The 23,909-nt window shown below is 72.5% G+C and carries 27 protein-coding genes and 2 pseudogenes; 10 read left to right on the top strand and 19 right to left on the bottom strand.

Annotation, left to right across the window (positions count from 1 at the left end; genetic code table 11):
* Window positions 1-264: 264 nt before the first annotated feature.
* Window positions 265-939 (top strand): hypothetical protein, encoded by a 675-nt coding sequence (locus tag ACWDBE_RS10400; RefSeq protein ID WP_449807712.1) that lies wholly within the window; start codon window positions 265-267, stop codon window positions 937-939.
* 89 nt (window positions 940-1,028) lie between these two features.
* Here ACWDBE_RS10400 and ACWDBE_RS10405 read toward each other — a convergent pair whose 3' ends face one another.
* Window positions 1,029-1,364 (bottom strand): hypothetical protein, encoded by a 336-nt coding sequence (locus ACWDBE_RS10405; protein WP_449807713.1) that lies wholly within the window; start codon window positions 1,362-1,364, stop codon window positions 1,029-1,031.
* 71 nt (window positions 1,365-1,435) lie between these two features.
* On the opposite strand from ACWDBE_RS10405, the gene ACWDBE_RS10410 reads away from it, so the two are divergent.
* Both ACWDBE_RS10410 and ACWDBE_RS10415 read left to right on the top strand, forming a co-directional pair.
* Complete coding sequence (locus ACWDBE_RS10410; RefSeq protein ID WP_449807714.1) at window positions 1,436-1,801, top strand: hypothetical protein; 366 nt, start codon at window positions 1,436-1,438, stop codon at window positions 1,799-1,801.
* A gap of 196 nt (window positions 1,802-1,997) precedes the next feature.
* Window positions 1,998-2,720 carry a phospholipid scramblase-related protein gene (locus tag ACWDBE_RS10415; protein ID WP_449807715.1) on the top strand — a complete coding sequence of 241 codons (723 nt, stop codon included), beginning with the start codon at window positions 1,998-2,000 and terminating at the stop codon, window positions 2,718-2,720.
* Between the two features lie 239 nt (window positions 2,721-2,959).
* Here the strand turns inward: ACWDBE_RS10415 and ACWDBE_RS10420 are convergent, their stop codons facing one another.
* The 3 genes from ACWDBE_RS10420 to ACWDBE_RS10430 form a co-directional block, all read right to left on the bottom strand.
* Window positions 2,960-3,553, bottom strand: coding sequence for a hypothetical protein (locus tag ACWDBE_RS10420; RefSeq protein WP_449792130.1), 594 nt, complete (start codon window positions 3,551-3,553; stop codon window positions 2,960-2,962).
* Window positions 3,554-4,631: 1,078 nt separating this feature from the next.
* On the bottom strand, window positions 4,632-5,162 hold the full coding sequence (locus ACWDBE_RS10425) for a hypothetical protein (protein ID WP_449807838.1): 531 nt from the start codon (window positions 5,160-5,162) through the stop codon (window positions 4,632-4,634).
* A 108-nt stretch (window positions 5,163-5,270) separates the two neighbouring features.
* Entirely contained in the window at window positions 5,271-5,621 is a 351-nt protein-coding gene (locus ACWDBE_RS10430; protein ID WP_449807716.1) for a hypothetical protein, read from the bottom strand.
* 19 nt (window positions 5,622-5,640) lie between these two features.
* Between ACWDBE_RS10430 and ACWDBE_RS10435 the strand changes: the two genes are divergently transcribed.
* The gene (locus ACWDBE_RS10435; protein WP_449807717.1) at window positions 5,641-5,949 is read left to right on the top strand and encodes a hypothetical protein; all 309 of its coding nucleotides are present in this window, start codon (window positions 5,641-5,643) and stop codon (window positions 5,947-5,949) included.
* 183 nt (window positions 5,950-6,132) lie between these two features.
* Here the strand turns inward: ACWDBE_RS10435 and rpmF are convergent, their stop codons facing one another.
* The 6 genes and pseudogenes from rpmF to ACWDBE_RS10465 form a co-directional block, all read right to left on the bottom strand.
* On the bottom strand, window positions 6,133-6,297 hold the full coding sequence (gene rpmF / locus ACWDBE_RS10440; RefSeq protein ID WP_449807718.1) for a 50S ribosomal protein L32: 165 nt from the start codon (window positions 6,295-6,297) through the stop codon (window positions 6,133-6,135).
* A gap of 11 nt (window positions 6,298-6,308) precedes the next feature.
* Window positions 6,309-6,551 carry a 30S ribosomal protein S18 gene (rpsR, locus tag ACWDBE_RS10445; RefSeq protein ID WP_449807719.1) on the bottom strand — a complete coding sequence of 81 codons (243 nt, stop codon included), beginning with the start codon at window positions 6,549-6,551 and terminating at the stop codon, window positions 6,309-6,311.
* 22 nt (window positions 6,552-6,573) lie between these two features.
* Window positions 6,574-7,746: a CobW family GTP-binding protein gene (locus tag ACWDBE_RS10450; RefSeq protein WP_449807720.1), complete on the bottom strand. Its 1,173-nt coding sequence runs from the start codon at window positions 7,744-7,746 to the stop codon at window positions 6,574-6,576.
* A complete protein-coding gene (gene rpsN, locus ACWDBE_RS10455) occupies window positions 7,743-8,048 on the bottom strand; it encodes a 30S ribosomal protein S14 (RefSeq protein WP_449792125.1) in 306 nt (101 codons plus the stop codon). The genes ACWDBE_RS10450 and rpsN overlap by 4 nt, the downstream gene beginning before the upstream one ends.
* On the bottom strand, window positions 8,048-8,284 hold the full coding sequence (rpmB, locus tag ACWDBE_RS10460; RefSeq protein ID WP_449792124.1) for a 50S ribosomal protein L28: 237 nt from the start codon (window positions 8,282-8,284) through the stop codon (window positions 8,048-8,050). The genes rpsN and rpmB overlap by 1 nt, the downstream gene beginning before the upstream one ends.
* 247 nt (window positions 8,285-8,531) lie before the next feature.
* A pseudogene (locus ACWDBE_RS10465) lies at window positions 8,532-8,630 on the bottom strand (GNAT family N-acetyltransferase); the annotation flags it as partial.
* 410 nt (window positions 8,631-9,040) lie between these two features.
* Here ACWDBE_RS10465 and ACWDBE_RS10470 point away from each other — a divergent pair.
* Window positions 9,041-9,325: a hypothetical protein gene (locus ACWDBE_RS10470; protein WP_449807842.1), complete on the top strand. Its 285-nt coding sequence runs from the start codon at window positions 9,041-9,043 to the stop codon at window positions 9,323-9,325.
* On the top strand, window positions 9,322-9,468 hold the full coding sequence (locus ACWDBE_RS10475; protein ID WP_449792122.1) for a hypothetical protein: 147 nt from the start codon (window positions 9,322-9,324) through the stop codon (window positions 9,466-9,468). The genes ACWDBE_RS10470 and ACWDBE_RS10475 overlap by 4 nt, the downstream gene beginning before the upstream one ends.
* On the opposite strand, the pseudogene ACWDBE_RS10480 reads toward ACWDBE_RS10475, so the two are convergent.
* From ACWDBE_RS10480 to ACWDBE_RS10495, 4 genes and pseudogenes are all read right to left on the bottom strand, one after another.
* Window positions 9,454-9,732, bottom strand: a pseudogene (locus tag ACWDBE_RS10480) (hypothetical protein); the annotation flags it as partial. The gene ACWDBE_RS10475 and the pseudogene ACWDBE_RS10480 sit on opposite strands and share 15 nt — an antisense overlap.
* A 107-nt stretch (window positions 9,733-9,839) precedes the next feature.
* Window positions 9,840-10,634: a spermidine synthase gene (locus ACWDBE_RS10485; RefSeq protein ID WP_449807839.1), complete on the bottom strand. Its 795-nt coding sequence runs from the start codon at window positions 10,632-10,634 to the stop codon at window positions 9,840-9,842.
* Between the two features lie 116 nt (window positions 10,635-10,750).
* Complete coding sequence (locus ACWDBE_RS10490) at window positions 10,751-11,722, bottom strand: alpha/beta hydrolase (RefSeq protein ID WP_449792121.1); 972 nt, start codon at window positions 11,720-11,722, stop codon at window positions 10,751-10,753.
* A gap of 108 nt (window positions 11,723-11,830) precedes the next feature.
* Window positions 11,831-13,684, bottom strand: a complete 1,854-nt coding sequence (locus ACWDBE_RS10495) for a tetratricopeptide repeat protein (RefSeq protein WP_449807721.1) — start codon at window positions 13,682-13,684, stop codon at window positions 11,831-11,833.
* Window positions 13,685-13,875: 191 nt separating this feature from the next.
* Here ACWDBE_RS10495 and ACWDBE_RS10500 point away from each other — a divergent pair, with 191 nt between their 5' ends.
* A complete protein-coding gene (locus ACWDBE_RS10500) occupies window positions 13,876-15,279 on the top strand; it encodes a selenium-binding protein SBP56-related protein (protein ID WP_449807722.1) in 1,404 nt (467 codons plus the stop codon).
* A gap of 66 nt (window positions 15,280-15,345) precedes the next feature.
* Here ACWDBE_RS10500 and ACWDBE_RS10505 read toward each other — a convergent pair whose 3' ends face one another.
* The 4 genes from ACWDBE_RS10505 to ACWDBE_RS10520 form a co-directional block, all read right to left on the bottom strand.
* Window positions 15,346-16,578, bottom strand: a complete 1,233-nt coding sequence (locus tag ACWDBE_RS10505; protein WP_449792118.1) for a globin domain-containing protein — start codon at window positions 16,576-16,578, stop codon at window positions 15,346-15,348.
* 266 nt (window positions 16,579-16,844) lie between these two features.
* On the bottom strand, window positions 16,845-17,375 hold the full coding sequence (locus tag ACWDBE_RS10510; RefSeq protein ID WP_449792117.1) for a DUF6114 domain-containing protein: 531 nt from the start codon (window positions 17,373-17,375) through the stop codon (window positions 16,845-16,847).
* Between the two features lie 2 nt (window positions 17,376-17,377).
* Window positions 17,378-18,034, bottom strand: coding sequence for a DUF6230 family protein (locus ACWDBE_RS10515; RefSeq protein ID WP_449792116.1), 657 nt, complete (start codon window positions 18,032-18,034; stop codon window positions 17,378-17,380).
* Window positions 18,035-18,221: 187 nt separating this feature from the next.
* Window positions 18,222-18,950: a TetR/AcrR family transcriptional regulator gene (locus tag ACWDBE_RS10520; RefSeq protein ID WP_449807723.1), complete on the bottom strand. Its 729-nt coding sequence runs from the start codon at window positions 18,948-18,950 to the stop codon at window positions 18,222-18,224.
* Between the two features lie 588 nt (window positions 18,951-19,538).
* On the opposite strand from ACWDBE_RS10520, the gene ACWDBE_RS10525 reads away from it, so the two are divergent.
* From ACWDBE_RS10525 to ACWDBE_RS10535, 3 genes are all read left to right on the top strand, one after another.
* Window positions 19,539-20,207 carry a Tat pathway signal sequence domain protein gene (locus ACWDBE_RS10525; protein WP_449792114.1) on the top strand — a complete coding sequence of 223 codons (669 nt, stop codon included), beginning with the start codon at window positions 19,539-19,541 and terminating at the stop codon, window positions 20,205-20,207.
* 255 nt (window positions 20,208-20,462) lie between these two features.
* Window positions 20,463-21,335: an AAA family ATPase gene (locus ACWDBE_RS10530; protein WP_449807724.1), complete on the top strand. Its 873-nt coding sequence runs from the start codon at window positions 20,463-20,465 to the stop codon at window positions 21,333-21,335.
* A complete protein-coding gene (locus ACWDBE_RS10535) occupies window positions 21,332-22,759 on the top strand; it encodes a vWA domain-containing protein (RefSeq protein WP_449807725.1) in 1,428 nt (475 codons plus the stop codon). Before ACWDBE_RS10530 ends, ACWDBE_RS10535 begins: the two co-directional genes overlap by 4 nt.
* Before the next feature lie 64 nt (window positions 22,760-22,823).
* On the opposite strand, the gene ACWDBE_RS10540 is transcribed toward ACWDBE_RS10535, so the two are convergent.
* Window positions 22,824-23,792 (bottom strand): alpha/beta fold hydrolase, encoded by a 969-nt coding sequence (locus ACWDBE_RS10540; RefSeq protein ID WP_449807726.1) that lies wholly within the window; start codon window positions 23,790-23,792, stop codon window positions 22,824-22,826.
* Window positions 23,793-23,909 lie beyond the last annotated feature (117 nt).

The following is a 23,909-nucleotide window of genomic DNA, read 5'->3' on the forward strand; positions in this document are numbered from 1 at the left end:
ATGGCCTGGCCGTGAGAAGAGGTGACGACACCACATGAGTGCCGCCATGGACCGTCTACCGATTCGAACTGAATCAATCGGCACCCTCTGAGGAGAATCGGTGCAGGTCACGAAGCCTCGGCCCCGCGCTCGCGGGGATCGCGCAACCACGGCCGGATCGGCTGAGGGCCGCACCGGCCACGACCGTTCGCCGATACAGGCCCGGTGCCACGATCCCCCCATAGAATCCCGGCGACGGCAGGTCCGGGCGAAGAGGAGGGCGCCATGGGGCCCGTACCGGGCGCGCGGGAGGAGCTGGACCGGCTGGGCCAGATGCTGCGGGCACAACTCGTCGAGCTGATCGACGAGTTGGCTCCCGGCGGCGATCTGAGCCCGCCGTTCCTCGCCGAGCCGGAGGTCGTCGACTGGCACGAGCCGCTCCGCTACCGGTACTCGGTCGGCTGCTTCACGGGAAGGCGCCCCGCGAACGTCACCGCCACCGACGCCGCGTCCCGCGCGGCCGCCCTGCTCGAATCGGCCGGATGGAAGGTCGCGACCTCGCAGGAGGAGGCCGACGGGACGGTTCGCATCGTCGTCACCGGCCGCCGCCACGGCTGCGGCATCGAGATCCGTGCGGTCGACCACATGTCCACTCTCTGGTTCAGCGGGCAGACACCTGCGATGGCCCTGTACGAGCCAGAGGAGTTCCGACGCCCGGAGCCACTGCACACGCCCGAGACCGTCACCCCTGGATACGTACTGTGCTACGAGTGCGACGGCCTGGGCTGGTGTCACGACTGCGGAGGACGCGGCTGGCGCCCTGACGCGGCCCGCGGGCGGGTCAACTGCTCTGCCTGTCACCGGCGTCGCGTCTGCGTGATCTGCCGGGGCGCGGCGGAGCTCGCTGTGACCGATCTGTCGCCGTACCAGCGCGGCTACTACCCCGAACTGGGCCGGTGACGGGTCGTCGCGCCCCCGGAGAGACCTCGTGCAGTAGTCCTGCCACAGTCGCCCGGCCAAACCGCCTGACGTCGACTCAATCCTTGCCTTTAATGCTTGGATTGATATCTTGACTTCAATCCAAGGATTGACACCTTGGCTTCATGCCAAACAACGAGAAGCCTCGCCTCATCCCGACCGGCAAGTGCTGGTGCGGCTGCGGGAAGGACGTCGGCCTGGGCAAGTTCTTCGCCGCCGGTCACGACAAGATCGCCGAAGCAGCGCTCATGGCGCTCAAGTACGACGGGTCCGTCGCTCAACTGCTCCACGCCCACGGCTACGGCTCGCACCACTCCGTCCGCCATGCCGCTGTCGCCGATCCGGACTGCTCGTGGCAGCAGTGCGCCGACTGCCACTACAGCGGCGCCCCCGGCCAGCATCGTCAACCACCGCAAGAAGGACCATTCCTGACGACGTTCCGGACCGCGGCGCACCCGGTCGCCCCTACAGTGGCGCCATGGATGCCAACTGGGACGACTCGACCTGGGAACTGATGCTGGTACAGCGCCCCTCCGGTACGCACCTCTCGCAGTCGAGCACTGCTGGCGGGAAGAGCGCGCTGGCGCGGAACGACGACAACGAACTCACCACGCACGCCGTGCTGTTCCCCGGGACCAAGGTGGCCCTGGGGATCCTCGGCGCGGGCGTCGCCCTGGGGGTCGTCGCGGTGAGGGCCGCTCCGCACGTCAGGAGCGGCCTGATCAGCCTCAAGTCGAAGCTGACTCGCGGGACAGAGGAGGACGCCGAGGCCCCCGCTCCCCTGACGGTCGTCCCGGAAATCGGACCGGAGCAGCCGGACGCCTCTCCACTGCGCACTGCCTGAGCGACGGACCAGGCGCCGGCACGGAACTCGAATCAGGCCGAGTGGATGTGACATCCGCCACATCCACTCCGCCGGGTACCGGTCGCCCGTCATTCGCAACGCCCCGACCACCCTGTCGAGTTCGCGACCGAACGAACCCGGGCGCCGGTGAAAACGATCTGGCTGTCCTCGGCGGGCTGGCCCTAGCCTGCCCGCCATGTCCCAGAACACGAACACCTCCGGTTTCCCCGGACAGGCGACCGCTCCGTCCGGCGACGCCGCCAGGGTGCAGCGCCAGGTACAGCACCAGGCGGGCGTCGGACCCGTCTCCGGTGGCGGCGGCACCCTCTTCTCCGAGCCCGTCCTGGTGGTGAACCAGAAGGTCAAGCTGATCGAGCTGACCAACGAGTACTCGGTCTTCGACCAGCAGGGCGCCACGCTGGGCTCGGTGGTCCAGGTCGGCCAGAGCGGTCTGCGCAAGGTGCTGCGGCTGCTCTCCTCCATCGACCAGTACCTGACCCACAAGCTGGAGATCCGCGACGCGCACGGCACCCCGGTGCTGCTGCTGACCCGCCCGGCGAAGATCATCAAGTCGCGGGTGATCGTGCAGCGTCCGAACGGCCAGGAGGTCGGCCGGATCATCCAGCAGAACGTCATCGGAAAGATCGACTTCGCGCTGGAGGTCGACGGCCAGAAGGTCGGCGCCATCAAGGCCGAGAACTGGCGGGCCTGGAACTTCTCCATCGTCGACGCGACGGACACCGAGGTCGCCCGGATCACCAAGACCTGGGAAGGCCTGGCGAAGACGATGTTCACCACGGCCGACAACTACGTGCTCCAGATCCACCGCCCGCTCGCCGACCCGCTGCTCAGCCTGGTCCTGGCGACCGCGCTCACCGTGGACACCGCGCTGAAGCAGGACACCCGCGGCTTCGGATAACCGCGAACCACACGTCGCCCGGCGGCAGTTGCCGCCGGGTAGCGATGAGCATCGGCGGTCCGCGGCCGCGCGTCCGGATCGACCCCGGCCAGGGTCCGGCCGAAGTGGCCGCGACCGGACGGTAGACGGCCGCGGCGCCCGTGGTTCGGCCTCGGTCCGGGCCCACCAGCCTGCCGCCGTCAGCCGCCCACCCGGCGCACCGTCACCGCCGCCGAGTGGGTGCTCGCCGCCGCAGGTCGTCAGAGGGTGGCCGACGGAGCAGGCGAGGCCGCGGTAGTCGGCGGAGCTTGGCAGGGCAGCGTGACGACGACACCCACGCCCTGGCCGGGCTTCGCCTCGCCCGCGCGAACGGTGTAGCGGTCGGGCTCGTGGACGGCCTCGAACCCCCACGTGGACTGATCGGCCGAATCCGGCTCGTTCGAGGTGACCTTGAAGCCCTCCCCCGCGAGTTTCTCCCGCAGTGCCCGAACCACCTCGGGACGCTGGTCGTCCGTGGCCTCCAAGCGGATCGCCGAGCTGAGCTCGTACGCCTCACCCTCATCGGCGATGCCCGGCCCCCGCCCCGAGCACCTGGAGTAGGCGATGAGCCTGGTCCACGGATCCCGTTCGAGGCCCGTCAGCTCGCGCACGTGGCTCTGCACCTGGTCCGCCCGGACCAGCGCCTCCTCCCGGGACTCGACCCGCACCGGCTTGTTCGGCTTCTCCGCCCCTCCGACCAGTGGCTCCACGAGCGAGCACGAGCTCAGCACCAGGGCACTCGACACCGCCAGTACGGCCGCACGGGCGGCCCGTACGTCCGTTCCGGACAGCGCGGGCGTCGATCTCTTGAACAAGTGCGGTACTCCCCCGTGAACAGCTGTACGTCGTGCCGTCCGGATGTCACGGCACCGCAGGGGACAGTCCGCATCCGGATTTACGGGTCGCCCGGTCGGAAGGCTGCGGACGTTTCTCGTGCTTGCGGCCCTGGTCAGCGAGCGAGGTCTCCGGCGGCTCGCCCCGGTGATCCACCGAATCGAGGGGCCGCCCGGGGAACGTGATTCAAGAGAAGGACCGGCACCTTCCATCTCGACTCCGCCCCTACCCCAAGTCGGAAGGCCGCCCCGCCAGCACCGAGGAAGCCGTGGACGGGCTGACCCACGAGGTCCTGGAGCAGGGCGCGGCAAGGCCGACGTCCGGGGTTCTACGGGAACGGGTCGCGGTGCCGCTTCCGTGGGAGCTGGAGCAGCCTCACGGCAGCGACTCGCGCACGCGACTGCCTGAACAGCTCGGGTTCGGAGACATGGTCGCGCGGCTCCGAGCGCTCACACCGAACCGCTTGGTGGTCGCCGGCCCTGGCGGGGCGGGGAAGTCCTCCCTGGTCGTGCAGCCCGTGGTCGGGCTGCTGGAAGCCGGAGCAGCCCCACCGGCCCTCCTCGCGCGCGAGCTTGTCCCACAAGGCGCGCAACCAGCCTCTGACTTCCGGCGGGCACCGCTATCAGAATTCCTCGACCATCATCCCGACCCACGTGCGAGTACGCTTCGGGAGCAGGGAACATGTTGGTGGCAACCCGGGTTGGGGCAACGAGAATGACGGTACGACACCACTTGCCCTCCAGGCTTCCGTCCAATCGAACTGAATCAATCGGCGCCCCCTGACGCCAACCGCCGCAGGTCAGCAAGTGTCGGCCCCGCGCTCGCGGGGGTTGCTCCCGGGCCAGTACCGGCCAGGCGAACACCGCGAGATCGGCCCCGCGCTCGCGGGTCTCTAGTAATGGCCAACAGCGACGGTCGGGCGCCAGCGCGGAGACCAATGCTGGAAGAGTGCTCAATGTGCCGCGGGCGAGGGGGTCGGGGCAGCACACCGGTGCGGGCGAAGCACGGGCCCAACCGAACTCGAAGTCGAAGGACTCGGAGGAAGTGACGCCGCTGGCGTCAGCCGAGTTGGCGGGCCCAGTCCGTCAGCCGGGCGAAGTCGTCCGCCGTCAGGCCGGTCTTCGGGTCGACGTGGTGGAGGAGGGCCGGGCCGGGGTGGTGGGCTTCGACCCAGGCCCGGTCTGCGTCGGTGATCAGGTCGTCGACCCAGGCGAGCGGGCGGCCGCGCGCCCAGGCGACGATCTGCGGGGTCTTCCAGAACACCCCGCCGTCCGGCTCGGGCCGCGGCTCGGACCAGGCGATGTGCGGCAGGGCGGGCAGTCCGAGGAGGGGGGCGATGAAGGCATCCGCTTCCTCCTGCCACGTGGTCGCCCACACCAGGTCGTACGGTAGCGCCGCGAGGACCGGGCCGTGGTCCGGGTTGAGCCAAACCCGCAGGGGCTTCGGCGCCTTGTGGGGCAGGCCCCACGCAGCGAGCCGGCGGCGCTCGGCGGCCTCCCAGCTCGGCGTCATCAGCCGATGGGTCTCGTAGCCCTCGGGCCGCCGGTACGGCTTCGCCGCGTACGGGTTCAGCGGTCCGTCGACGTCCATCAGCAGCAGCGGCCGCACCGTCTCACCTCCGGGATCGTCCCCGCACGCTACCGACGGGAACGGGCGGACGCCCAGTGGTTTTCCGGGGCCGGCCGCCCCGGCGCGGGGTCAGCCGATGCTGAAGGCGCCGTCCGGCGGGGGCGGAAAGTCGGTGGCCTCGGCGTCGGTGACTCGGGCGGTGCGGCCGACCAGGGCTGCCAGGTCCTCGCCCTCGGTGAGTCTGGCCGGGAAGATGTCGCCCGCGAGCAGCCGGGTCAGCTCGGCCACCGGCAACGGCGCCGTCGAGCCGGCCAGCGGCGGGCCGTCCGCCGGGTTCGCCGCGTAGCAGCCACCAGGGCGCAGCGCGACCGCCGCCAGCCGCAGGAACTCCACCGGGGTGAGGTGGGCGGGGGTGCGCCGGCCGAGTGCCGGCGCCGAACCGACGAGCAGGCCGAGCGGACCCGCACCGGGAGCGGGCATCGACCTCACGTGGTCCGCGGTGAGTGCCGACCGCTGGAGCGTCACCGGCTCGGGTCACGACCACCGCCTCGATGTCGCCCTCAACGACCGCGACTTCGCGGAGGACATGCACGAGATCAGGGAGAACGGCCACTTCATCTCCCGCCACCGCCACCGCCGCCGGCGTCAGGCCGAGGCCACCGTGCGGCAGTTACTCGCGGACGGCGTCGAGATCGGAGAGCGGACACCAGGCCCCGCCCCCGCGGCCTCCGCCCGGCGGTGTCCCACCGCCCGTTGGCACCAGGCCCGGCCCATTCTCGTGACTGGACTTCCCAAGACTCATATCTGACGGCACATCGGAAATGGAAAGTCCTGACAGCGGGAGTCTCCAGGGCGGAGCACGAAGCACTGGCTCAGCTCTGCAACTGAACGCAACCGGCTCGATAGAACCCGACAGTCCTGACGGCCGCCGAACGCAGCCGACCCCGGGAAGCGTGCGGGGCCGCGGCGCATGCGCCGCGGCCCCTCTCCCTCACGGCTGGATCAGCCCGCGCTCGTACGCGCGGACCAGATTGCGCGGCACCAGGTGCTCGCGCCCGTCGACGGTGATCGGCACCAGCCGTGGCGCGCTCGCCTTCCACTGGGCGCGGCGGTGGCGGGTGGCGCTGCGGGACGTCCTGCACTTGGGTACGGCCACGGGACACGTTCCTACCGGGTGGTCGAGGTGTGGGGCAGCAGCGCCATGGTGCGGGCGTTCTTGATCGCCCGTGCCATTGCCCGCTGTTGCTGGACGGTGAGCCGGGTGACCCGGCGGCTGCGGATCTTGCCGCGGTCGGAGAGGAACCTGCGCAGCAGATCGGTGTCCTTGTAGTCGATGCGGGTGATGCCCGCCTCGATCAGCGGGTTCGGGCGCGGACGGGCCGGACGTCCGGCGGTGGGGCGCTTGGCCATGTCGGTTCCTTCGTACGGTCGTTCAGGAGACGGGTTCGAGCAGGTCCTCGAAGGCGTCGGGCAGCGCCTTCCAGCCGGCTTCCCCCGCCAGCAGCTCGGCGTCGGTGAGCAGGCAGGAGTCGAGCAGTTCGGTGATCCCGTCGACGTCCAACTCCTCAGCGGTGAAGACGAGTTGCTGGACGCGGTCGCCGTGGGCGGGGTGCCAGTCGAGGGCCGCGGCGGCCCGCCGGGCGGGCGGGTACTGCTCCCAGGCGGCGTCCGGCAGCGAGGCCAGCCAGGGCCCGCACTCCTCGACCGCGAGATTGGCGCCGGCGGCGTCCCAGGCGAGCATCAGCTCGCCGCGGTTGGCCAGCCAGAACCGGCCCCGGCTGCGCTGGGCGGCCGGCACCAGCAGCTCCAGCGCCTCGTACAGCCGGCCCGGGTGTAGCGGGCGCCGTCGTTCCCACACCAGGGTGGCCACGCCCGCCTCGTCGGCCGGCTGCGGCAGCAGCGCCAGGGCCGGGTTCACCCGGTCGCGGGCCGCTGCCACGTCGAAGCCGCCGAGCGCAGCCCGCAGCAGCTCGCCGGTGCCGAGCAGGACCCGCCGGGCGGTCGGGTGCAGCTGCCGCAGCATCGCCAGCCCGGCCGCACCGCCGCGGGCGACGGCGATGGTGGTGGCGTACTCGATCTGGTGGGCGAGCGCCTCGGCACGGGTGCGGGTGTCGTCGGGCGAGGTGTGCTCGCCGTGCTCGGCCAGGGTGTCCGGGACGGAGAGCTCGCCGAGCAGCCGGTCGGGGTCGACCGCGACCACTACGCCCGCCGGCTCGATGAACTCCGCCGTCGGGCGGCCGTCCACCTCGCCGCCGGCGATCACCTCGACCGCCGGGTGCGGGTCGCTGCCGCCCCACAGCTCGACGATCGCCAGCCCGTGCTGCCCGGCCTCGGCGATCCCGGCCAGCTCGGGCAGCAGGTCCTCGCGCAGGGCGCAGCAGGCGCAGTCGTTGGTCAGCGGGACGTCGGCGGTGTCGTACGCACCGTCGCCGTCGCGCAGTTCGCGGTGGACGGTGCCGCGGCCGGCGTCGCGCAGATCGTGGTGCAGGACGACACCGTTGACGCTGCCGTCCAGCAGCTCCTGGACGGCACGGCGGCGTTCCGCGCGGTGCAGCCCGGCCACCACGACGACGGGGAGCCTGACGTGTTCGGGCACCGCGCTCACCAGCTCGACTTCCGCACGCCGGGGAGCTGCCCGGCGTGCGCCATGGTGCGCAGGTTGAGCCGGGAGAGGCCGAAGGCGCGCTGGTAGCCGCGCGGGCGGCCGTCCACGCTGTCGCGGTTGCGGATCCGGGTGGCGCTGGCGTCCCTGGGCTGGCGGTCCAGCTCCCGCCGGGCGGCCGCTCGTTCGTCGGGCGTGCTGGACGGGTGGGCGATGACCCGCTTCAGCTCGGCCCGGCGCTCGGCGTACCGGGCGACGGTCGCCCGCCGCTGCTCGTTCTTGGCGATCTTGCTCTGCTTGGCCATCAGGCCTTCTCCCCCCGGGCGCGGATGCGGGCGACGGCGGCCTCGATGCCGATGGCGTCCACGGTCTTCAGGCCCTTGGCGCTGAGCGTCAGGCGCACGAACCGGCCCTCGCTGGGCAGCCAGTAGCGCTTGCGCTGGATGTTGGGGTCGAACCGGCGGCGGGTGCGGCGGTGCGAGTGGGAGATCGCGTTGCCGAAGGACGGCTTGCGGCCGGTCAGTTGGCAGTGAGCGGACATGTGGGGGCGACTCCGTTGCGGATCGGGCGGGCAGGCGGTCGGTCTCGCTCCCGGGGTCGGCACGACGCCCCGGGGAAGCGCGACTCACCCTAGCCTAAATGAAAACGGATTTCATTTCACTCCAGGGGCGTAGCGTCCATTCGCCGCGGGGCGGGGGCGCCGATGTAGGAGTGGTCGGCGAGGATGCGGCCGAGCGTCGGCTCGTCGGCGTTGACCCACACGGCCTGGCCGTACTGGCGGCGGTTGTCGTCCCGATCCCCGCCGCCTCGGTCGATGCGGCCAGCGCCTCCAGCAGGGCGCGGGCGACACCCCTGCCGCGCGCGTCGGGGTGGACGTAGACGGAGTGCGGCGGCGCTGCACGCCAACGGCGTCGACCACCGCGCGGCCTTGGCCTCCGCTCGGCGGCCGTGGCCGACGGCGAGTTGGGAACTCCAGCCTCGCCCTGCCCGAGCTGGTCGAAGCAGCCGTCCGATGCGGCGAGGAGGACGCCGCCCGGGAGGCGTTCGCGCGGCTGTCGCGGCACGCGACGGCCGCGGGCACCGACCGCATCCGACTCTCCCGGCATCAGCCGCCGCTCGGCCCCGGGGCCCGCCATCCGCACCCGTGGAGCGGCAACTGACATCTCGACACCTTCGTAGCGTCGATCAGCCCCGAGCATGCCCGCTGGTCAACGGGCATGCTCGGGAAAGCTCCGAGGTCCCCGACAGAGTCGTGCTCCATGCGTGTCTTCGAGGGCGCACAGGAACGTCGTGGCTGATGGACGTCGTGACTGATGGAAGCCGCCCGTTCGCCCTCCAGCACGCCGGCCGCAAGCTGGCCCACGTCGAGATGCGGGGCGTCGGTCCGATCGCGTGGGTGGCCGCGTACGAGGAGGCGTACGGGCCACTGCCGGAGGTGTGCTTCACCAACGCCGACGGCACCGTGAACACCGAAGCCCTCGCGCAGTACCGCGAGACCGGGACCGTCACCACCGAGTGGGACTGCGGGCCCGTGGGCGGTGACGACGGCGACAACGTCGTGCCGGAGAAGTCCAACCGGTGATCACAGCGCCATTCGACGGAGCGTCCCGGCCCACCGCCGGGGCGCTCCGCCTCACCGGGCCTCGCACGGTAAACCCCGTCAGCGTGGACGTGAACGGATACCTGGCCGGGCTGTACGAGCACACCCTCGGGGGCAAGGTGTAAGGGTGGTGGGTTCTCCCAGGTCGTCGCCCACGCCAGGTCGAGGGGCAGCGCGGCGAGGGCCGGGCCATGGGCCGGGTCGAGCCAGACCCGCAGGGGCTTGGGCTGCTTGTGGGGAAGGCCCCAGGCCGTGAGCCGGCAGCGTTCGGCCGCCGCCCAGCGGGGTGTCATCAGCCGGTGGGTCCGGTAACCGTCGGGCCGGCGGGAGGGCTTCGCCGCGCACGGGTTCAGCGGGCCGTCGACGTCCACCAGCAGGAGCGGCCGCATCGTCTCGCCTCGTCCGGACCGTCCCCGCACGCTACCCGGGGCGGCGGGGACGGACCAGCGGACTTCCGGCGGCAGGGCCGCAGGGGTGGGGCCACAGGGGTGGGGCGTCAGCCGATGCTGAAGGCGCCGTCCGGCGGGGGCGGGGAGTCGGTGGCCTCGGCGTCGGTGACCGGGGTGGTGCGGCCGACCAGGTCCGCCAGGTCGTCCCCCTCGGTGAGGCGGGCCGGGAAGATGTCGCCCGCGAGCAGCCGGGTCAGCTCGGCCACCGGCAGCGGCGCCGTCGAGCCGGCCAGCAGGATGTTGCCGTACCGGCGGCCGCGCAGCACCGGCGCCTCCGCCACCAGGCAGACGTACGGGAACACCGCCCGCACCGTCGCCGCCTGCGCCTTGGCGAAGGCCAGTGGCGGGCCGTCCGCCAGGTTCGCCGCGTAGCAGCCACCGGGGCGCAGCGCGGCCGCCGCCAGCCGCAGGAACTCCACCGACGTGAGGTGGGCGGGGGTGCGCGAGCCGTGGAAGACGTCGGCGATCACCAGGTCCTGCGAGCCGGCCGGGGTCTCGGCGAGGGCCGCCCGGGCGTCGCCGACGGTCGCGGTGATGTCCGCGCCGGGGCCCTGCCAGGGCAGCTGTTCGGCGACCAGCTCCAGCAGCGGCCCGTCCACCTCGACCACCCGCTGCCGCGAGCCGGGCCGGGTGGCGGCCAGGTAGCGGGGCAGGGTGAGGGCGCCGCCGCCGAGGTGCAGCGCGTCCAGCGGCCGGCCGACGGGGGCGAGGGCGTCGGCGAGGTGGCCGAGGCGCCGGGTGTACTCGAACTCGAGGTGGGTCGGGTCGGCGAGGTCGACGTACGACTGCGGGGTGCCGTCCAGGGTGAGCAGCCAGCCGCCGTCGCGGTCGAGGTCGGGCATGAGCTTGGCGAAGCCCAGGTCGGTGCGCCGCCCGACCGGCACGGGCTCGTCGTGCGGGTCGTGCCCGCCCGCGTGGTCGTCCGAGTCGTGCGGGTCGTGCGGGTCGTGCTCGGAGGTCACGCGTGCTCCCCGACGGGCTTGACGTCGAGGTAGGCGGCGAGCCAGTGGTCCAGCTCGGTGAACACCTCGGTGCGGGCCGCCTCGCCGGAGAGGATCAGGTCGTGCATGCCGCCCTTGATCCGGACGACGGTGACGTGCCGGCCCAGCCGCGGTCCCTGCGCGGCGATGTCGTCGGCGCGCAGCACGGCGTCGGCGTGGTGCAGCGCGTTGTGCCACTTGGTGGTCGAGATGGAGCGGGTCGAGGCCATCAGCAGCACGGGCACGTCGATGCCCAGCCCGCGCTGCAGTCGCCGGTGGCCCTGGTGGATCGCCGACAGCCACCCCGCGTACAGCGGGAAGCTCTGGGGACGCTTGAGCGTGAGGTCGAAGTCCCACTCGCCCTGGTGGTCCTTGTGCAGGCTGTGGGTGTAGTGGGGGTTGAGCGCGGACGGCAGGACGCGGGTCGGCGCCAGCCGCCCGAGCGCCGTCACGGCGGGCCCGCCGAGCGTGCGGACCGCGGGCGCGGCGGGCATCGACAGGAACGGCGAGTTGAGGAACAGCCCGTCCACGACTCCGCGTCCGGCCCGACGCCCGGCCCACAGGGCCCCGATCAGCCCGCCGGTGGAGTGCCCGTTCAGCAGCAGCTGCCGGTGCCCGTCCACCTCGCGGATGATCCGGACCGCCTCGTCGATCTCCTCGTCGTACTCGGCGAGGTCGCGGACGAAGTTCGGCGACTGGTGCGGGCGCAGGGAGCGGCCGTACTTGCGCAGGTCGAGGGCGTAGAAGGAGAACCCGAGCGCGGTGTAGTGGTCCGCGAGGTTGGTCTGGAAGAAGTAGTCGTTGTAGCCGTGGATGTACAGCACGGCCCGTTCCGACCCGGGCACCGGCCGACGGACGAGCGTCGCGCACACGGCCCCTTCGTCGTCGGGCCGCAGCGTCAGCTCGGCCGCCTCGTAGGGGGCACCCAGGATGTCTTCACGGAACTCCATCTGCCGCCGCACCCGTCCTCTGTTCCGCCTGCCCTCTCGGCAGGTGACCACCTGTTTCCGCCCCCGACCATACCGGCCGGTAGCTGCGGGGCGCTCGGCGGCGGGGTGTCACCAGGTGATCTGCCCGGCGGCCCCAAGGGTGGCACGGGTGGTACTGGGCTCATCGCCGTCCCGGGAATCCGCTCCCTCCACGCCCAGGGTCAGGAGGATGGCGCGGGCACGCTCCCGGGCCTGGGCCGCCTCGTCGTTCCGGCCCAGCACACGAAGCGCCGATTCCGCGCTCTCCCAGGCGATGACCTCGCACTTCCGGTCGCCACACTCCCGGCAGAGCGCGCGGACATGTTCGAGCAGCTCAAGGGCTTCCCCGGGGCGACCGGCCGTCCGCAGCACCTCGCCCAGATTGATCAACGCAATCATCTGACTCACCGAGCCGTGGCGGTCGGGCGAGATGGCGAGAGCGCGTCGATAGGCTTCGACCGATTCTTCGAAGCGTCCCGCGAGGCGGAGCGAAGTGCCGTAGTTGTTCCACGCATTCGCTTCGTCGGCTTCGTCCGCATCCGAATCGACCGAACCTGTAGCCCTCAGTGCCGCCTCCGATACGGCCATCGCCATCTCGGCGCTACCACTGTGAATCAAGCCGGGCATCACGACGGAGGAGAGGCGGACCACCCCTCTGTGGATTCCGGCCTGCGCCATGGCCAACGTCATGGCCACCATGTTCGCCCGCTCGTCGTCCAACCACGCCAGAGCGGCGGCCCGTTCCGGAAAGAGATCACCACCGGAGCGATCGGGCCTCGACATGACCCGCCGGTTGGCAGCATGAGCGGTCATCACGTAGTACTCCGTGAAGCGGCTCAGACCGAGTGCGCCCAGCTCCGGATCCTCCACCAGTCGTTCCAAGGCGTACGACCGGACGAGGTCGTGCATGTACCACCGACCGCCTCCCGGGCTCTGCTCGATCAGCGCAGTACCGGCCAGCTGGGCGAACAGGGCACGGGCCGCTCGGACCTTCCTGCCGATGAGCGCCGCCCCGGCTTGGGTCGGAACATCGCGTCCGACGCAGATCGAGAGGAAGCGAAAGAGCTCGGCCTGCTCCGGGGTGAGACGACGGTAGGAGCGCTCGAAGGTGAGACGGATGCCGATGTCGCCGTCGCACAGCAGGTCGAGGCAGTCCGTACCGACGACCAAGTCGTCGGCGAGTTCTCCCGGGCGCAGGTGCGGGTCCAGGACGAGCTGGGCGGCGGCGAGGCGCAGGGCGAGCGGGAGGTGACCGCACAGCTTCGCGATCCGCTGGGCGGCTGCCGGGTCGGCCGCGACGCGGTCGTCGTCCGCCCGGGCGGCGCGCAACGCGGTGTCGAGGAGGGCCGTGGCCGCCTCGGGGGCGAGGACGCCGAGGCGGTGGAGGCGGGCGCCGAGGCTGGGGAGGGTTTCGCGAGAGGTGACCAGGAGGCGGTGGCGGGTGGACGGGGGTTGCAGGAGACGGACCTGCTCCGCGGCGGAGGCGTTGTCGGCGACGACGAGGACGCAGGCGTGCCGTTCCAGCTGGGCGCGGTAGAGGGCGGCGCGGGTCTGCGGCTCCGGGGGGATGTGGTCGGCGGGGACGCCGAGGGCTCGGAGCAGGGCGTCGAGGGCTCGCCCAACCTCCACCGGGGTCTCGTCATAACCGCGGAGGTCGACGAAGATGGCCAGGGAGAAGCGGCCGGCGTCGAGCAGTGCGTGGCCGGCCGCGATCGCCAGCGTCGTCTTGCCGATGCCTCCGAGGCCGGTGACCGTGACCGTCGGCGGGCCGTCCGACGCCAACAGGGTCTGCAGTTCGGCGAGGTCCTGGTCACGCCCGGTGAAGGCGGAGGTGAGCGGTGGCAGCCCCGAGATGGTCGGCGGCCGGGCGGGGACGGTCACGTGTGCGGTGTCCGCCTGGACGACCGGGGCGTGGAAATCGCCCCCGCGAATGCTGTTGTGCACCCGGCCGAGGGTAGCCGCCCGCACGTCCCGACCGCGTCCGGACCGCCACCCGCCGCCTCCGGACCACCACCCGACCGGACCGCCACCCCGGCCGCCTCCGTACCGCCCCCGTCCGCCCCTCGTGCGCCTGCTGTGCGCCGGTGTCTCTGTGGAACGCTTCCCGGACGGACACGGCGAGTTGGGGAGTTTGCATGCAGCACGGGCATACCGATCCGTCGCTTTACCGTTCGGCCGCCGAGGCGATCGCCGCTCCGCCGGAGAAGCTGGCGTACGTGGCCGGATTCGACCGGTCGGGGCGGCAGCCGGACGCGTTGCTGAGCGTCGACACCGATCCGGACTCGGCGAGCTACGGGAAGGTCCTGAACTTCGCCGAACTGCCCACGCTCGACGACGAGTTGCACCACTTCGGCTGGAACGCCTGCTCCAGCGCCCTCGCCCACGCCTGCCACGAGAACCCGGAGCGGCGCTACCTGCTGCTGCCCGGGCTGCGCTCCTCGCGGCTGCACGTGCTGGACACCCGGCCCGACCCGGTCCGCCCGCGGCTGGTGAAGACGATCGAGGCCGAGGAGCTCGCCGCCAAGGCCGGCTACTCGCGTCCGCACACCCTGCACTGCGGCCCCGACGGCGTCTTCCTCTCCTGCCTCGGCAGCGGCGAGGGCGACGACGGCCCGGGCGGGGTGGCGCTGCTCGACCACACGACCTTCGACGTGCTGCGCGCCTGGGAGACCGAGCGCGGGCCGCAGCAGTTCGCGTACGACGTCTGGTGGCACCTGGGCACCAACGTGGGCATCACCAGCGAGTGGGGCACCCCGCGGATGGTCGAGGACGGGGTGGTGCCGGACCTCCTGCTCGGGCGCAAGTACGGCCACGCGCTGCACTTCTGGGAGCTGGACTCCGGCCGTCACCTGCAGCGGGTGGACCTCGGCGACCAGTACCAGATGGTGCTGGAGCTGCGTCCGGCGCACGACCCGCAGGCGGAGTGGGGGTTCGTCGGGGTGGTCACCAACGTCGAGGACCTGTCCTCCTCGATCTGGCTCTGGTACCGGGAGGGGCCGGCGTTCACCGCGCGCAAGGTGATCGAGATCCCCGCCCAGCCGGCCAAGGCCGAGGACCTGCCGCCCGCGCTGCAGCCGTTCGGCGCGGTGCCGCCGCTGGTCACCGACATCAACCTGTCGGTGGACGACCGCTGGCTGTACGTCTCCGCCTGGGGCACCGGCGAGTTGTTCCAGTACGACGTCTCGGACCCGTTCCACCCCCGGCTGACGGACTCGGTGCGGCTCGGCGGGATCGCCGCCCGCACCCCGCACCCGGCCGAGCCCGGCCGTCCGCTGAGCGGGGCGCCGCAGATGGTGGAGATCAGCCGGGACGGCCGGCGGCTCTACCTCACCAACTCGCTCTACGGCGCCTGGGACGACCAGTTCTACCCGGACGGCATCGAGCCCTGGATGGTCAAGCTGGACGCCGATCCGGAGGCCGGCGGGCTGAGCGTGGACGAGCGCTTCTTCCCGCACGGCGCCGACTTCCGGGGTCTGCGCGTCCACCAGACCCATCTGGCGGGCGGCGACGCCTCCTCCGACTCCTACTGCTTCCGCTGACCCGGACGTCGCCCCGGACGTTGACGCCGACACCGGCGCCGAAGCCAATCCGGCGCCGACCGGTCCTCAGCGGAAGAGCGCCTGGTCGAACCGCACCTGCGTCGACGGCATCCCGACTTCCGCCAGCCGGGTGCGGACGGAGCCGACCATGCCCACAGGGCCGGTGACGCAGGCCAGGTGCTCGCGCCAGTCGCCGGCCGCCGCGACGGCGTCGGCGAGTTCGCCGACGGTGACCGGGGTGACGGTCAACCACGGCTTGTGCAGGCCGAGTTCGGACAGCGCCTGCCAGTCGTAGAGGTCGCCGCGGTCCCGGGCGCCGACGAACAGGTGGACCCTTCGGCCGGTCGGCCGCTGGGTGGTCTGCTGCTCGACGATCGCCTTCATCGGGGCGAGGCCGGTACCTCCCGCGATCAGCAGCAGGTCGCGGGAGTCGCCGTCGGGCAGCAGGCTGCCGCGCGGCGGGCCGAGGCGCAGCCGGTCGCCGATGGCGGTGTGGTCGACCAGGGCGGCGCTGACCCCGCCGAGGCCGGTGCGGCGGACGTGGAACTCCAGCTCGTTGTCGGACCGCGGGGCGCAGCCCATCGAGTACTGCCGCCAGGTGTGCGGCAGCGCCGGGTGTTCGACGGTGCCGTACTGCCCGGCCCGGTACGGGTAGGGCTCGCCGGTGCGCACCCGCAGCACGGCGAGGTCGGGGCGGCGGCGCTCGTGCCCGGTCACCACGGCGTGCCAGTACGGCGGTTCGGTGAGCGCGGAGTCGGCGCCGGCCACCATCGCGCCGACGGCGAAGCGCAGCATCCGCACCCAGGCGCCCTCCAGGTCCTCGGTCCAGCGCTCGCCGGCCCGGTGCCGGACGGCCGCGCACAGGGCCTCCTCGAAGGCCTCGTAGTGCACCGGCCGGACGCCCAGCTTCCGGTGGTCGCGGCCGAGTTGGCGTAGCGTCTGCTCCAGCTCGGCCGGGCGGTCGAGGTGGTCGATCAGGTGGTGGAAGATCCGTTCCAGGTGGAGCTGCTGGAACTCCATCGAGGCGGGGAAGATCGGTCGCAGGTAGGGGCGGTGGCTGAACATCACCGCGTAGAGGTGGTCGATCAGGTCCGAGAGCGGGGAAATCAGGTCGAGGTCGCGCCGGATCAGGTGCTGGTCGGCGGCGCCGTCGTAGCCGCCGTCCTCGCCGTAGGCGCCGTACCCGAAGTCGCCGCCGCCCGAGGAGGACGGGGCGAGGAGTTGGCGTCGCAGGCGCATCGCGTGATGGCGCGCGATCAGGCGGTCGTACTCGGCGGTGGCGGCGGTGCCAGTGCTCATGCTGCTGCTGTGGTCCATGTCGTGTCCAGTCAACTGCCCGGCCGCCGAACGCGAGAAGGGCCGATCGCCCCGGAGAGACCCGGGACCTTCGGCCCATTGCCTCGGTGCGTGCGGTCCGGGATGGTTTCGGCCACCCCGGACCACCCCGCCCCCGGACCCCGGACCACCCTGGACCACTGCGGGCGCAGCGCCCGCGTCGGGCGCGTCGACGGCGGGGTGCCCCACGCCCTGGTGCTCTCCCACCACCAGGACCCGGGGCACCGCCGTCAGACCGCCGCCCGGCGGGCCTCCCGGCGCTCCAGCCGCCGCTGCCGGCCCTGGCGCAGCGGCTGCTCGGGCAGCCACCCGAAGGTGAGGCAGGCGCCGACCACCCCGAGCATCATCCCGACCACGAAGCCGCCCAGGTTGGACGTGACCCAGGTGGCCAGCGAGGCCAGCACGGCGAGGATGGAGTAGAACAGCCGCTGTGCCGGGTTGAACAGGATCAGCAGGCCGCACAGCACCATCACCGCGGGCACCAGGTACCCGGCCAGCCCCTCCATCCCGATGTGCAGGAGGACGGGCAGCGGGGCCTTCAGGGTGAACAGGATCTCGGCGCCGCCGAGCGTCACCAGCAGCCCGCCCCAGAACGGTCGCCGCCCCCGCCAGTCCTTCTTGACCGGGTGTGCGGCGGGCTCGGCGACGGGGGCCGCCACGGCCTGGGCGGGCGTGGCCGCCGTCCCCTCGGCGGCCACCCCCTCGGCCCGTGCCGCGGTGCCCTCGCCGGTGCCGGCCGGCTCCGGTACGGACTCCGTCATGGTCAGCAGCCCGTGGAGCTGAAGCTCAGCCGCAGGTTGGGCAGCTTGAACCCGGCGGCGGTGCTCGCGTAGTTGTGCTGGTTCAGGTGGGTCAGCTTGACGGTGTCGGCCTGCTGGCCGAACACGCCGGGGCCGCCCTTGCCGATCGGACCGGCCTTGGTGTACGTGCTGGCGTCGCCGCCGATCTCGATGTTGGTGAACTCCGCGTCGCCGGAGAGCAGGTCGGAGTCGGTGGTGAGGTTGCTGGCGGAGACGGGGGTGCCGCCGTCGCCCGCGTGGATCACCAGGTTGATGCCGCCGAGGTCGACGCTCTGGCAGAGGTTGGTGATCTCGGCCTTCTTGATCGCCGACACCGCGACCAGCACCTGGCCGCCGGTGGAGCCGGCGTTGGGGCTGTCGGGGATCATCGAGTCGAGCGCGCCGAACTGGGCGAAGCCCTCGCCCTCCAGCTTGTCGGCGGTGATGGTGAACGGCATGCCGGAGATGGAGAACTGGGCGGCGAGCACGCCCTGGGCGGTGAGCGCCATCAGGACGCCACCGGCCGCGATGGCCGGGACGGCCATCAGGGCGGTGCGCTTGAGGCGGACCCGGCCTCTTCTCGGCGTGCCCGGCGTCTGCGGGGCCTCGGCCGCCGTGGCGGCGTCCTCGGACATGGCCATGTGTGTGCTCCCTGTGGGTGGATGGGTGTGCAGGCACTTGGCACGTTGTCCTGGCGCGGACAGCGTTCTTCGGCGTGACCGGGTCGTCAACCCCTCGGCAGCGGGGTCCTTCCGGTCAGCACGCGGTAAGTAACTGGGAAGCTACTGCCCGGTATTGGTCGGGTCAATACGGGTGCACGAAGGTTCTTCACCAATCCGCGACCCGCTTCGGCCAGTCCCGCACCCCCAGCCGCTCGGCCGCCTCCGCCGGGCCGAGGAACGGCGACAGGCAGAACATGCTCAACACCGGCAGGATCTCCAGCAGTTGTTCGGTCCTTCCGGAGTCGATCCGCCGGTAGACGGCGCTGTAGACGCCGCCCACCACGGCGTCCACCATCTCCTTGGACTCCACCCCGCCCGGGAGTTGGGGCACCTCGGAGAAGAACGTGCGGAACCTGGTGAGCAGTTGGGCCCGCTCCCGGCGCCCGGCCGGGCCGACCGCCTCGACCTCGATCACCGCCATCTTCGCGAACGCCGGTGTCCCCGAGAGGAGTTGGAGCATCACTCCGAGCCCCTTGCGGATGCCCCGGCACCAGTCGGTTTCGGCCGCGTAGGCCTCCGCCATCCGGCGGATCACCACGCCCGTGCCGTACCGGTGCGCGGCCAGGAAGGCGTCCTCCTTTCCGCTGAACAGCTCGTAGAAGACCGGCCTGGTCACGCCCGCCGCACGGCAGATGTCGCTGATCGTGGCGTGCTGGTAGCCGCGTTCGGCCACGGTCCGCACCAGCCCGTCCAGCAACCGTTCGCGCTGGGTCGCGGCGATCACGCCGGCGGGCAGTCGGCGCGGCCCCGGCTTGATCGAGCGGGCCGGATCGCGGCCGGTCCTGGCACCCGGCAGCAGGACCACGTCGGCTTCGCGGAGGTAGTTCCGATCCATCACCAACTCCTGTGTCCTGTATTGACATTGACGATACGCCGGGTTTACAACACTGACAGGTTTCCAACCGGTGGGCCAGCAGGCCACCACCGGACGGACCTTCCGGGGATCCGACGGCCCGGGCGAACGCCCAGGCCACGGGACCACGGCGGAGGCGGGGACGCGACGGTGGCAGCCGTCCACGTGCCCCACGGCACCGCACGTCCCCGACCGAACGGCGCAGTGCCGCTGGTGTCCACGCCGCCGCCCGTACGCACGTCAGCACCACCGCACCGCAGTTCCACCGCAAGGTCGCACCACCGCACCACCGCACTGTCGTACCACCGCACCGCCGTACGCGCCCACCCTCGCGTACGTCCGCACCGCCGTACCACACGGACGGGCCCGTGGCGCCGGGCCCGCCCGCCCCTCGGCCTGTGCCGAAGCCCATCGGACGACGCCCGCAACTCCGGTCCTCCGAAGCGGTGTTCGGCACCGGCCGCCGGTACGAAGCCCCCGGTACGCCATGCACCTCCCCCGCCGTGCACACCACCACACCCGCACGCGGGGATTCCCCCACCCGTCCACCGGACGGAGAGAGGCACCCTCATGCGCATCAGCCGCACCCTCGCCACCGCAGCACTCGCCTCGCTCGCCCTCACCGGCGCGGCCGTCGCCCCCGCCCAGGCCGCCGGCGCGGTCCTGACCACCGGCAGCCCGAGCGGCCCGGCCGTCGCCGTCGGCGACGTACTGACCGCCAACCTGGTCTCCGGCACCTACGCGACCTTCTACAACAGCGCCACCGGGACGACCGGCGTCAAGTGTGCCGCCTCCTCCTTCTCGGCGACCGTCACCTCCAACCCGGCCGCGCCGGGCAGCGCCGTCGAGCGGCTCGACACCCAGACCTTCGGGTCCTGCACCTCCAACGTCGTCGGCGTCACCGGCGTCAAGAGCATCAGCGTCACCAGCCTGCCGTTCACCAACACGGTCAGCGACGCGCCCGGCAACCCGGTCAAGCTCACCCCCGGCGCGGCCGGCGTGATGGGCACCACGGTGGTGCTCAACACCATCCTGGGCAGCATCAACTGCAACTACCAGAACAGCACCGGGATCAACGGCACCACCTCGAACACCGGCAACACCATCGGCTTCTCCGGCCAGCCGTTCACGCTGGTCTCCGGCCCGAGCCTGTGCTTCTCGACCGGCTTCTTCAGCGCGACCTACGGCCAGGTCATCGACATCACCGCCCCCGGCCAGCCGGTCCTCTTCGTCAACTGACACCAGGGCCCACCCGGCCCGTCGTGACGACGGCGGCGTACGGCACCCTCACCGGAGCCGTACGCCGCCGCACCGCCTTGCCCCGGCACCGCACCGAAGCCACCGCGCCATCCCACGCCCACGGACCCGAGACAACGAACGCCGAACCCACGACCCCGAGCCAACGGACGCCGAGCCGACGAACCCGAGACAGCGAAGTGACCGGCCGGTAGGGTGGCGCCGCACGGAGACGGCGAACCGGAACGGGGCAGACGGATGAGCGACAACGGCACGGGCTTCTTCACCTCGGTGGCGGACGCCGCCGAACAGCTGGCCGCCACCGGCTACCTGGCCTCCACCTCCGTGGCCACCACCGTGTTCCTCGCCGACCGGCTCGGCAAGCCGCTGCTGGTCGAGGGCCCGGCCGGGGTCGGCAAGACCGAACTCGCCAAGGCCGTCGCCGAGATCGGCCGCGCCCGGCTGGTCCGGCTCCAGTGCTACGAGGGCATCGACGAGGCCCGCGCGCTCTACGAGTGGAACCACGCCAAGCAGCTGCTGCGGATCACCGCCGGCCGCGACGAGGGCTGGCAGGACGCCCGCACCGACATCTTCGGCGAGGAGTTCCTGCTCACCCGCCCGCTGCTCACCGCGATCCGCGGCGAGGAGCCGACCGTGCTGCTGATCGACGAGATGGACAAGGCCGACGTCGAGGTGGAGGCGCTGCTGCTGGAGGTGCTCAGCGACTTCCAGGTCACCGTCCCCGAGCTCGGCACCATCACCGCGAGCCGCCGCCCCTTCGTCCTGCTCACCTCGAACGCCACCCGCGAGCTCTCCGAGGCGCTGCGCCGCCGCTGCCTCTTCCTCCACCTCGACTACCCCGAGGCCGAGTTGGAGCGCCAGATCGTCCGGCTCAAGGTGCCCGGGCTGGACGAGACGCTGGCCGAGTCGCTGGTCCGGGTGGTCGGCGCGCTGCGCGCGATGGAGCTGCGCAAGGCGCCGTCCGTCGCCGAGACCATCGACTGGGCCCGCACCCTGCTGGCCCTCGGCGCCGACACCCTGGACGACGCCGTCGTACGGGACACCCTCGGGGTGATCCTCAAGCACCAGGACGACGTCCGCACGGCCGCCCAGAAGCTCACCCTCGCGTGACGACGCCGCCCCCGGAAGCCGACACCGCCGCCCGCCTCACCGGCCTGGTCCGCGCCCTGCGCGGCCACGGCCTGCCGATCGGCCCGGCCGAGACGGTGGACGCCGCCGCCGTCCTGGACGTCCTCGGCTTCACCGACCGCGAGCCGATGCGGGCCGGCCTGGCCGCCGCCCTGCTGCGCTCGCAGAGCCAGCGGGCGGTCTTCGACGCCACCTTCGACCTGTTCTTCCCGCTCGGCGTCGGCACCCCGGAGGCCGTACGGGCCGACCCGCCGCCGATCCCGGACGACCCGGAGCCGCCGCGCTTCGGCCGCCCCGATCCGCTGCGCGATCAGCTGCGCGACCGGCTCGCCGCCGCGCTGGCCGCCGACGACCGCGCCGCCCAGGCCCGGCTGGCCGCCGAGGTGCTGGAGGCCTTCGGCCGGTACGGCGTCGGCGGCTCGCCCGGCTCCGACGGCTGGTCCGCCCAGCAGGCGCTCGGCCGGCTCGCCCCCGACACCCTGCTCGCCCGCGTCCTCGCCGCCCTGCGCGAGGGGCAGAACACCCGGGACCTCTCCGACCGGGTGCTCGCCGACGAGATCCGCCGCCGCATCCGGGACTTCCGCGCCATGGCCGCCGGCGAGGCCCGCCGCCGGGTCGCCGAGCTGCGCGGCCCCGAGCGGATCGCCGAACGCGCCGTCGCCCCGACCACCGACCTGGTCGACTTCCTCTACGCCGGCCGCACCCAGCTCGCGGAACTGCGCCGCACCGTCCACCCCCTGGCCCGCAAGCTGGCCACCCGGCTGGCCGCCCGGCGCCGCCGCGCCGCCCGCGGCGAGATCGACCTGCGCCGCACCCTGCGCCGTTCGCTGACCACCGGCGGGGTGCCGCTGCGCCCCGCCTACCGGCTGCGCCGCCCGGCCCGGCCGGAGCTGGTGCTGCTGTGCGACGTCTCCGGTTCGGTGGCCGGCTTCGCCGACTTCACCATGCTGCTGGTGCAGGCGATGAGCGAACAGTTCAGCAAGGTCCGGGTGTTCGCCTTCGTCAACCGCACCGCCGAGGTCACCGGACTGCTGCGCGGCGGCGACGACCCGGCGCGGCTGGCCGCCCGGATCCTCGCCGAGGCCAAGGTGACGGGCTACCACGGCAACAGCGACTACGGCGCCGCGTTCGGGGAGTTCGCCGAGCGGCACCTGGACGCCGTCGGCCCGCGCACCTGCGTGCTGGTCCTCGGCGACGCCAGGAACAACCAGCGCGACCCCAACCTGGACGCGCTGCGCCGGATCGCCGGCCGGGCGCGCCGGGTGTTCTGGCTCAACCCGGAGCAGCCCTCGCTCTGGCCGACCGGCGACTCCGCCGCGCTCGCCTACGCGGGCGTGGTGGAGATGCACTCCTGCCGCAACGCCCGCCGCCTCGGCGAACTGATCGCCCGCCTGCTGCCGGTCTGACGCCGTTCGCGGCTGTCCGCAGTCGTCGGCCGCGGCCGACGACTGCGGACGGCGCCCGGCCCGACTACTTGTCCAGGTGCGCCAGGAAGTCCAGCAGCGCCTCGGTGACCTCGGCCGGGCGCTCCTGCTGCGTCCAGTGCCCGGTGTCCGGCAGCCGGACGTGGCCGTGCAGCCTGGGCAGCCGGCCCAACAGGTGGTCCAGCACCGGGCGCGGGACCAGCGCGTTGACCAGGTCCTGCTCGCCCACCACGAACAGCGCGGGCACCTCGACCGTCACCCCGCTGAAGGCGGCCAGGAGTTCGGCGCTGCGGTCGAGGTTGCGGTACCAGTTGAGGCCGCCGGTGAAGGCGCGCTCACCGTGGGCGGCGTAGTCGGCCGTGAAGACGTCCAGGTCCTCGTCGGTGAGCCAGCCGGGCAGCCGCTCCGGCTCCGGGACGGTGTCCAGCAGCTTCCCGCCCTCGGGGACGATCCACGGCCGCGGCACGCCGTCCGGCTGCTTGCCGCAGAGGATGCGCCGCAGGCTGGACTTGACGTCCGCGGCCAGCTCGGCGTCGGCCTTGCCGGGCTCCTGGAAGTAGACCTGGTAGAAGCCCTCCCCGAAGGCCGCCCGGGCGGCCTCGAGCGGCCGCGGCCCGCCCACCGGCAGCGGCGGCACGCTCAGTCCGGCCACCCCGCGCACCAGGTCGGGCCGCAGCGCCGCGGTGGTCCAGGCCACCGGCGCGCCCCAGTCGTGGCCGACCACGACGGCGCGCTCCTCGCCCAGTGCGCCGATCAGCGCGGTCACGTCGCCGACCAGGTGCAGCAGGGTGTAGGCGTCCACCTGCTCGGGCTGGGAGCTGCGGGCGTAGCCGCGCTGGTCCGGCGCGACGACCCGGTACCCGGCCTCGGCGAGCGGCGCGAACTGGTGCCGCCAGGAGTACCAGCTCTCCGGGAAGCCGTGCAGCAGCAGGACCAGCGGCCCCTCGCCCTGCTCCGCGTAGTGCAGCTGTACGCCGTTGACCTCGACCTCGCCGTGCTTGATCGCGTCGTTCAACTCCCGCTCCCTGGTCGGTCGGTCGGGCCGCAACGGCCCCTGCCCGGCCCAACGACCGGCGGCACCCGAAGGTTTCCGCGGAACCCGGCCCACCGGAACCGGCCGAGGCCGCCCCGG

This window comes from Kitasatospora sp. NPDC001132 (assembly GCF_053598415.1).

Coding starts and splice junctions, on each gene's coding strand:
- ACWDBE_RS10410 (WP_449807714.1), top strand. CDS start 1,436: ATGGATGCCAACTGGGACGACTCGACCTGGGAACTGATGCTGGTACAG.
- ACWDBE_RS10520 (WP_449807723.1), bottom strand. CDS start 18,950: ATGGATCGGAACTACCTCCGCGAAGCCGACGTGGTCCTGCTGCCGGGT.
- ACWDBE_RS10500 (WP_449807722.1), top strand. CDS start 13,876: ATGCAGCACGGGCATACCGATCCGTCGCTTTACCGTTCGGCCGCCGAG.
- ACWDBE_RS10515 (WP_449792116.1), bottom strand. CDS start 18,034: ATGGCCATGTCCGAGGACGCCGCCACGGCGGCCGAGGCCCCGCAGACG.
- rpsR (WP_449807719.1), bottom strand. CDS start 6,551: ATGGCCAAGCGCCCCACCGCCGGACGTCCGGCCCGTCCGCGCCCGAAC.
- ACWDBE_RS10400 (WP_449807712.1), top strand. CDS start 265: ATGGGGCCCGTACCGGGCGCGCGGGAGGAGCTGGACCGGCTGGGCCAG.
- ACWDBE_RS10510 (WP_449792117.1), bottom strand. CDS start 17,375: ATGACGGAGTCCGTACCGGAGCCGGCCGGCACCGGCGAGGGCACCGCG.
- ACWDBE_RS10490 (WP_449792121.1), bottom strand. CDS start 11,722: ATGGAGTTCCGTGAAGACATCCTGGGTGCCCCCTACGAGGCGGCCGAG.
- rpmB (WP_449792124.1), bottom strand. CDS start 8,284: ATGTCCGCTCACTGCCAACTGACCGGCCGCAAGCCGTCCTTCGGCAAC.
- ACWDBE_RS10485 (WP_449807839.1), bottom strand. CDS start 10,634: ATGCCCGACCTCGACCGCGACGGCGGCTGGCTGCTCACCCTGGACGGC.
- rpsN (WP_449792125.1), bottom strand. CDS start 8,048: ATGGCCAAGCAGAGCAAGATCGCCAAGAACGAGCAGCGGCGGGCGACC.
- ACWDBE_RS10425 (WP_449807838.1), bottom strand. CDS start 5,162: ATGGACGTCGACGGACCGCTGAACCCGTACGCGGCGAAGCCGTACCGG.
- ACWDBE_RS10415 (WP_449807715.1), top strand. CDS start 1,998: ATGTCCCAGAACACGAACACCTCCGGTTTCCCCGGACAGGCGACCGCT.
- ACWDBE_RS10525 (WP_449792114.1), top strand. CDS start 19,539: ATGCGCATCAGCCGCACCCTCGCCACCGCAGCACTCGCCTCGCTCGCC.
- ACWDBE_RS10430 (WP_449807716.1), bottom strand. CDS start 5,621: ATGCCCGCTCCCGGTGCGGGTCCGCTCGGCCTGCTCGTCGGTTCGGCG.
- ACWDBE_RS10530 (WP_449807724.1), top strand. CDS start 20,463: ATGAGCGACAACGGCACGGGCTTCTTCACCTCGGTGGCGGACGCCGCC.
- ACWDBE_RS10470 (WP_449807842.1), top strand. CDS start 9,041: ATGGACGTCGTGACTGATGGAAGCCGCCCGTTCGCCCTCCAGCACGCC.
- ACWDBE_RS10505 (WP_449792118.1), bottom strand. CDS start 16,578: ATGAGCACTGGCACCGCCGCCACCGCCGAGTACGACCGCCTGATCGCG.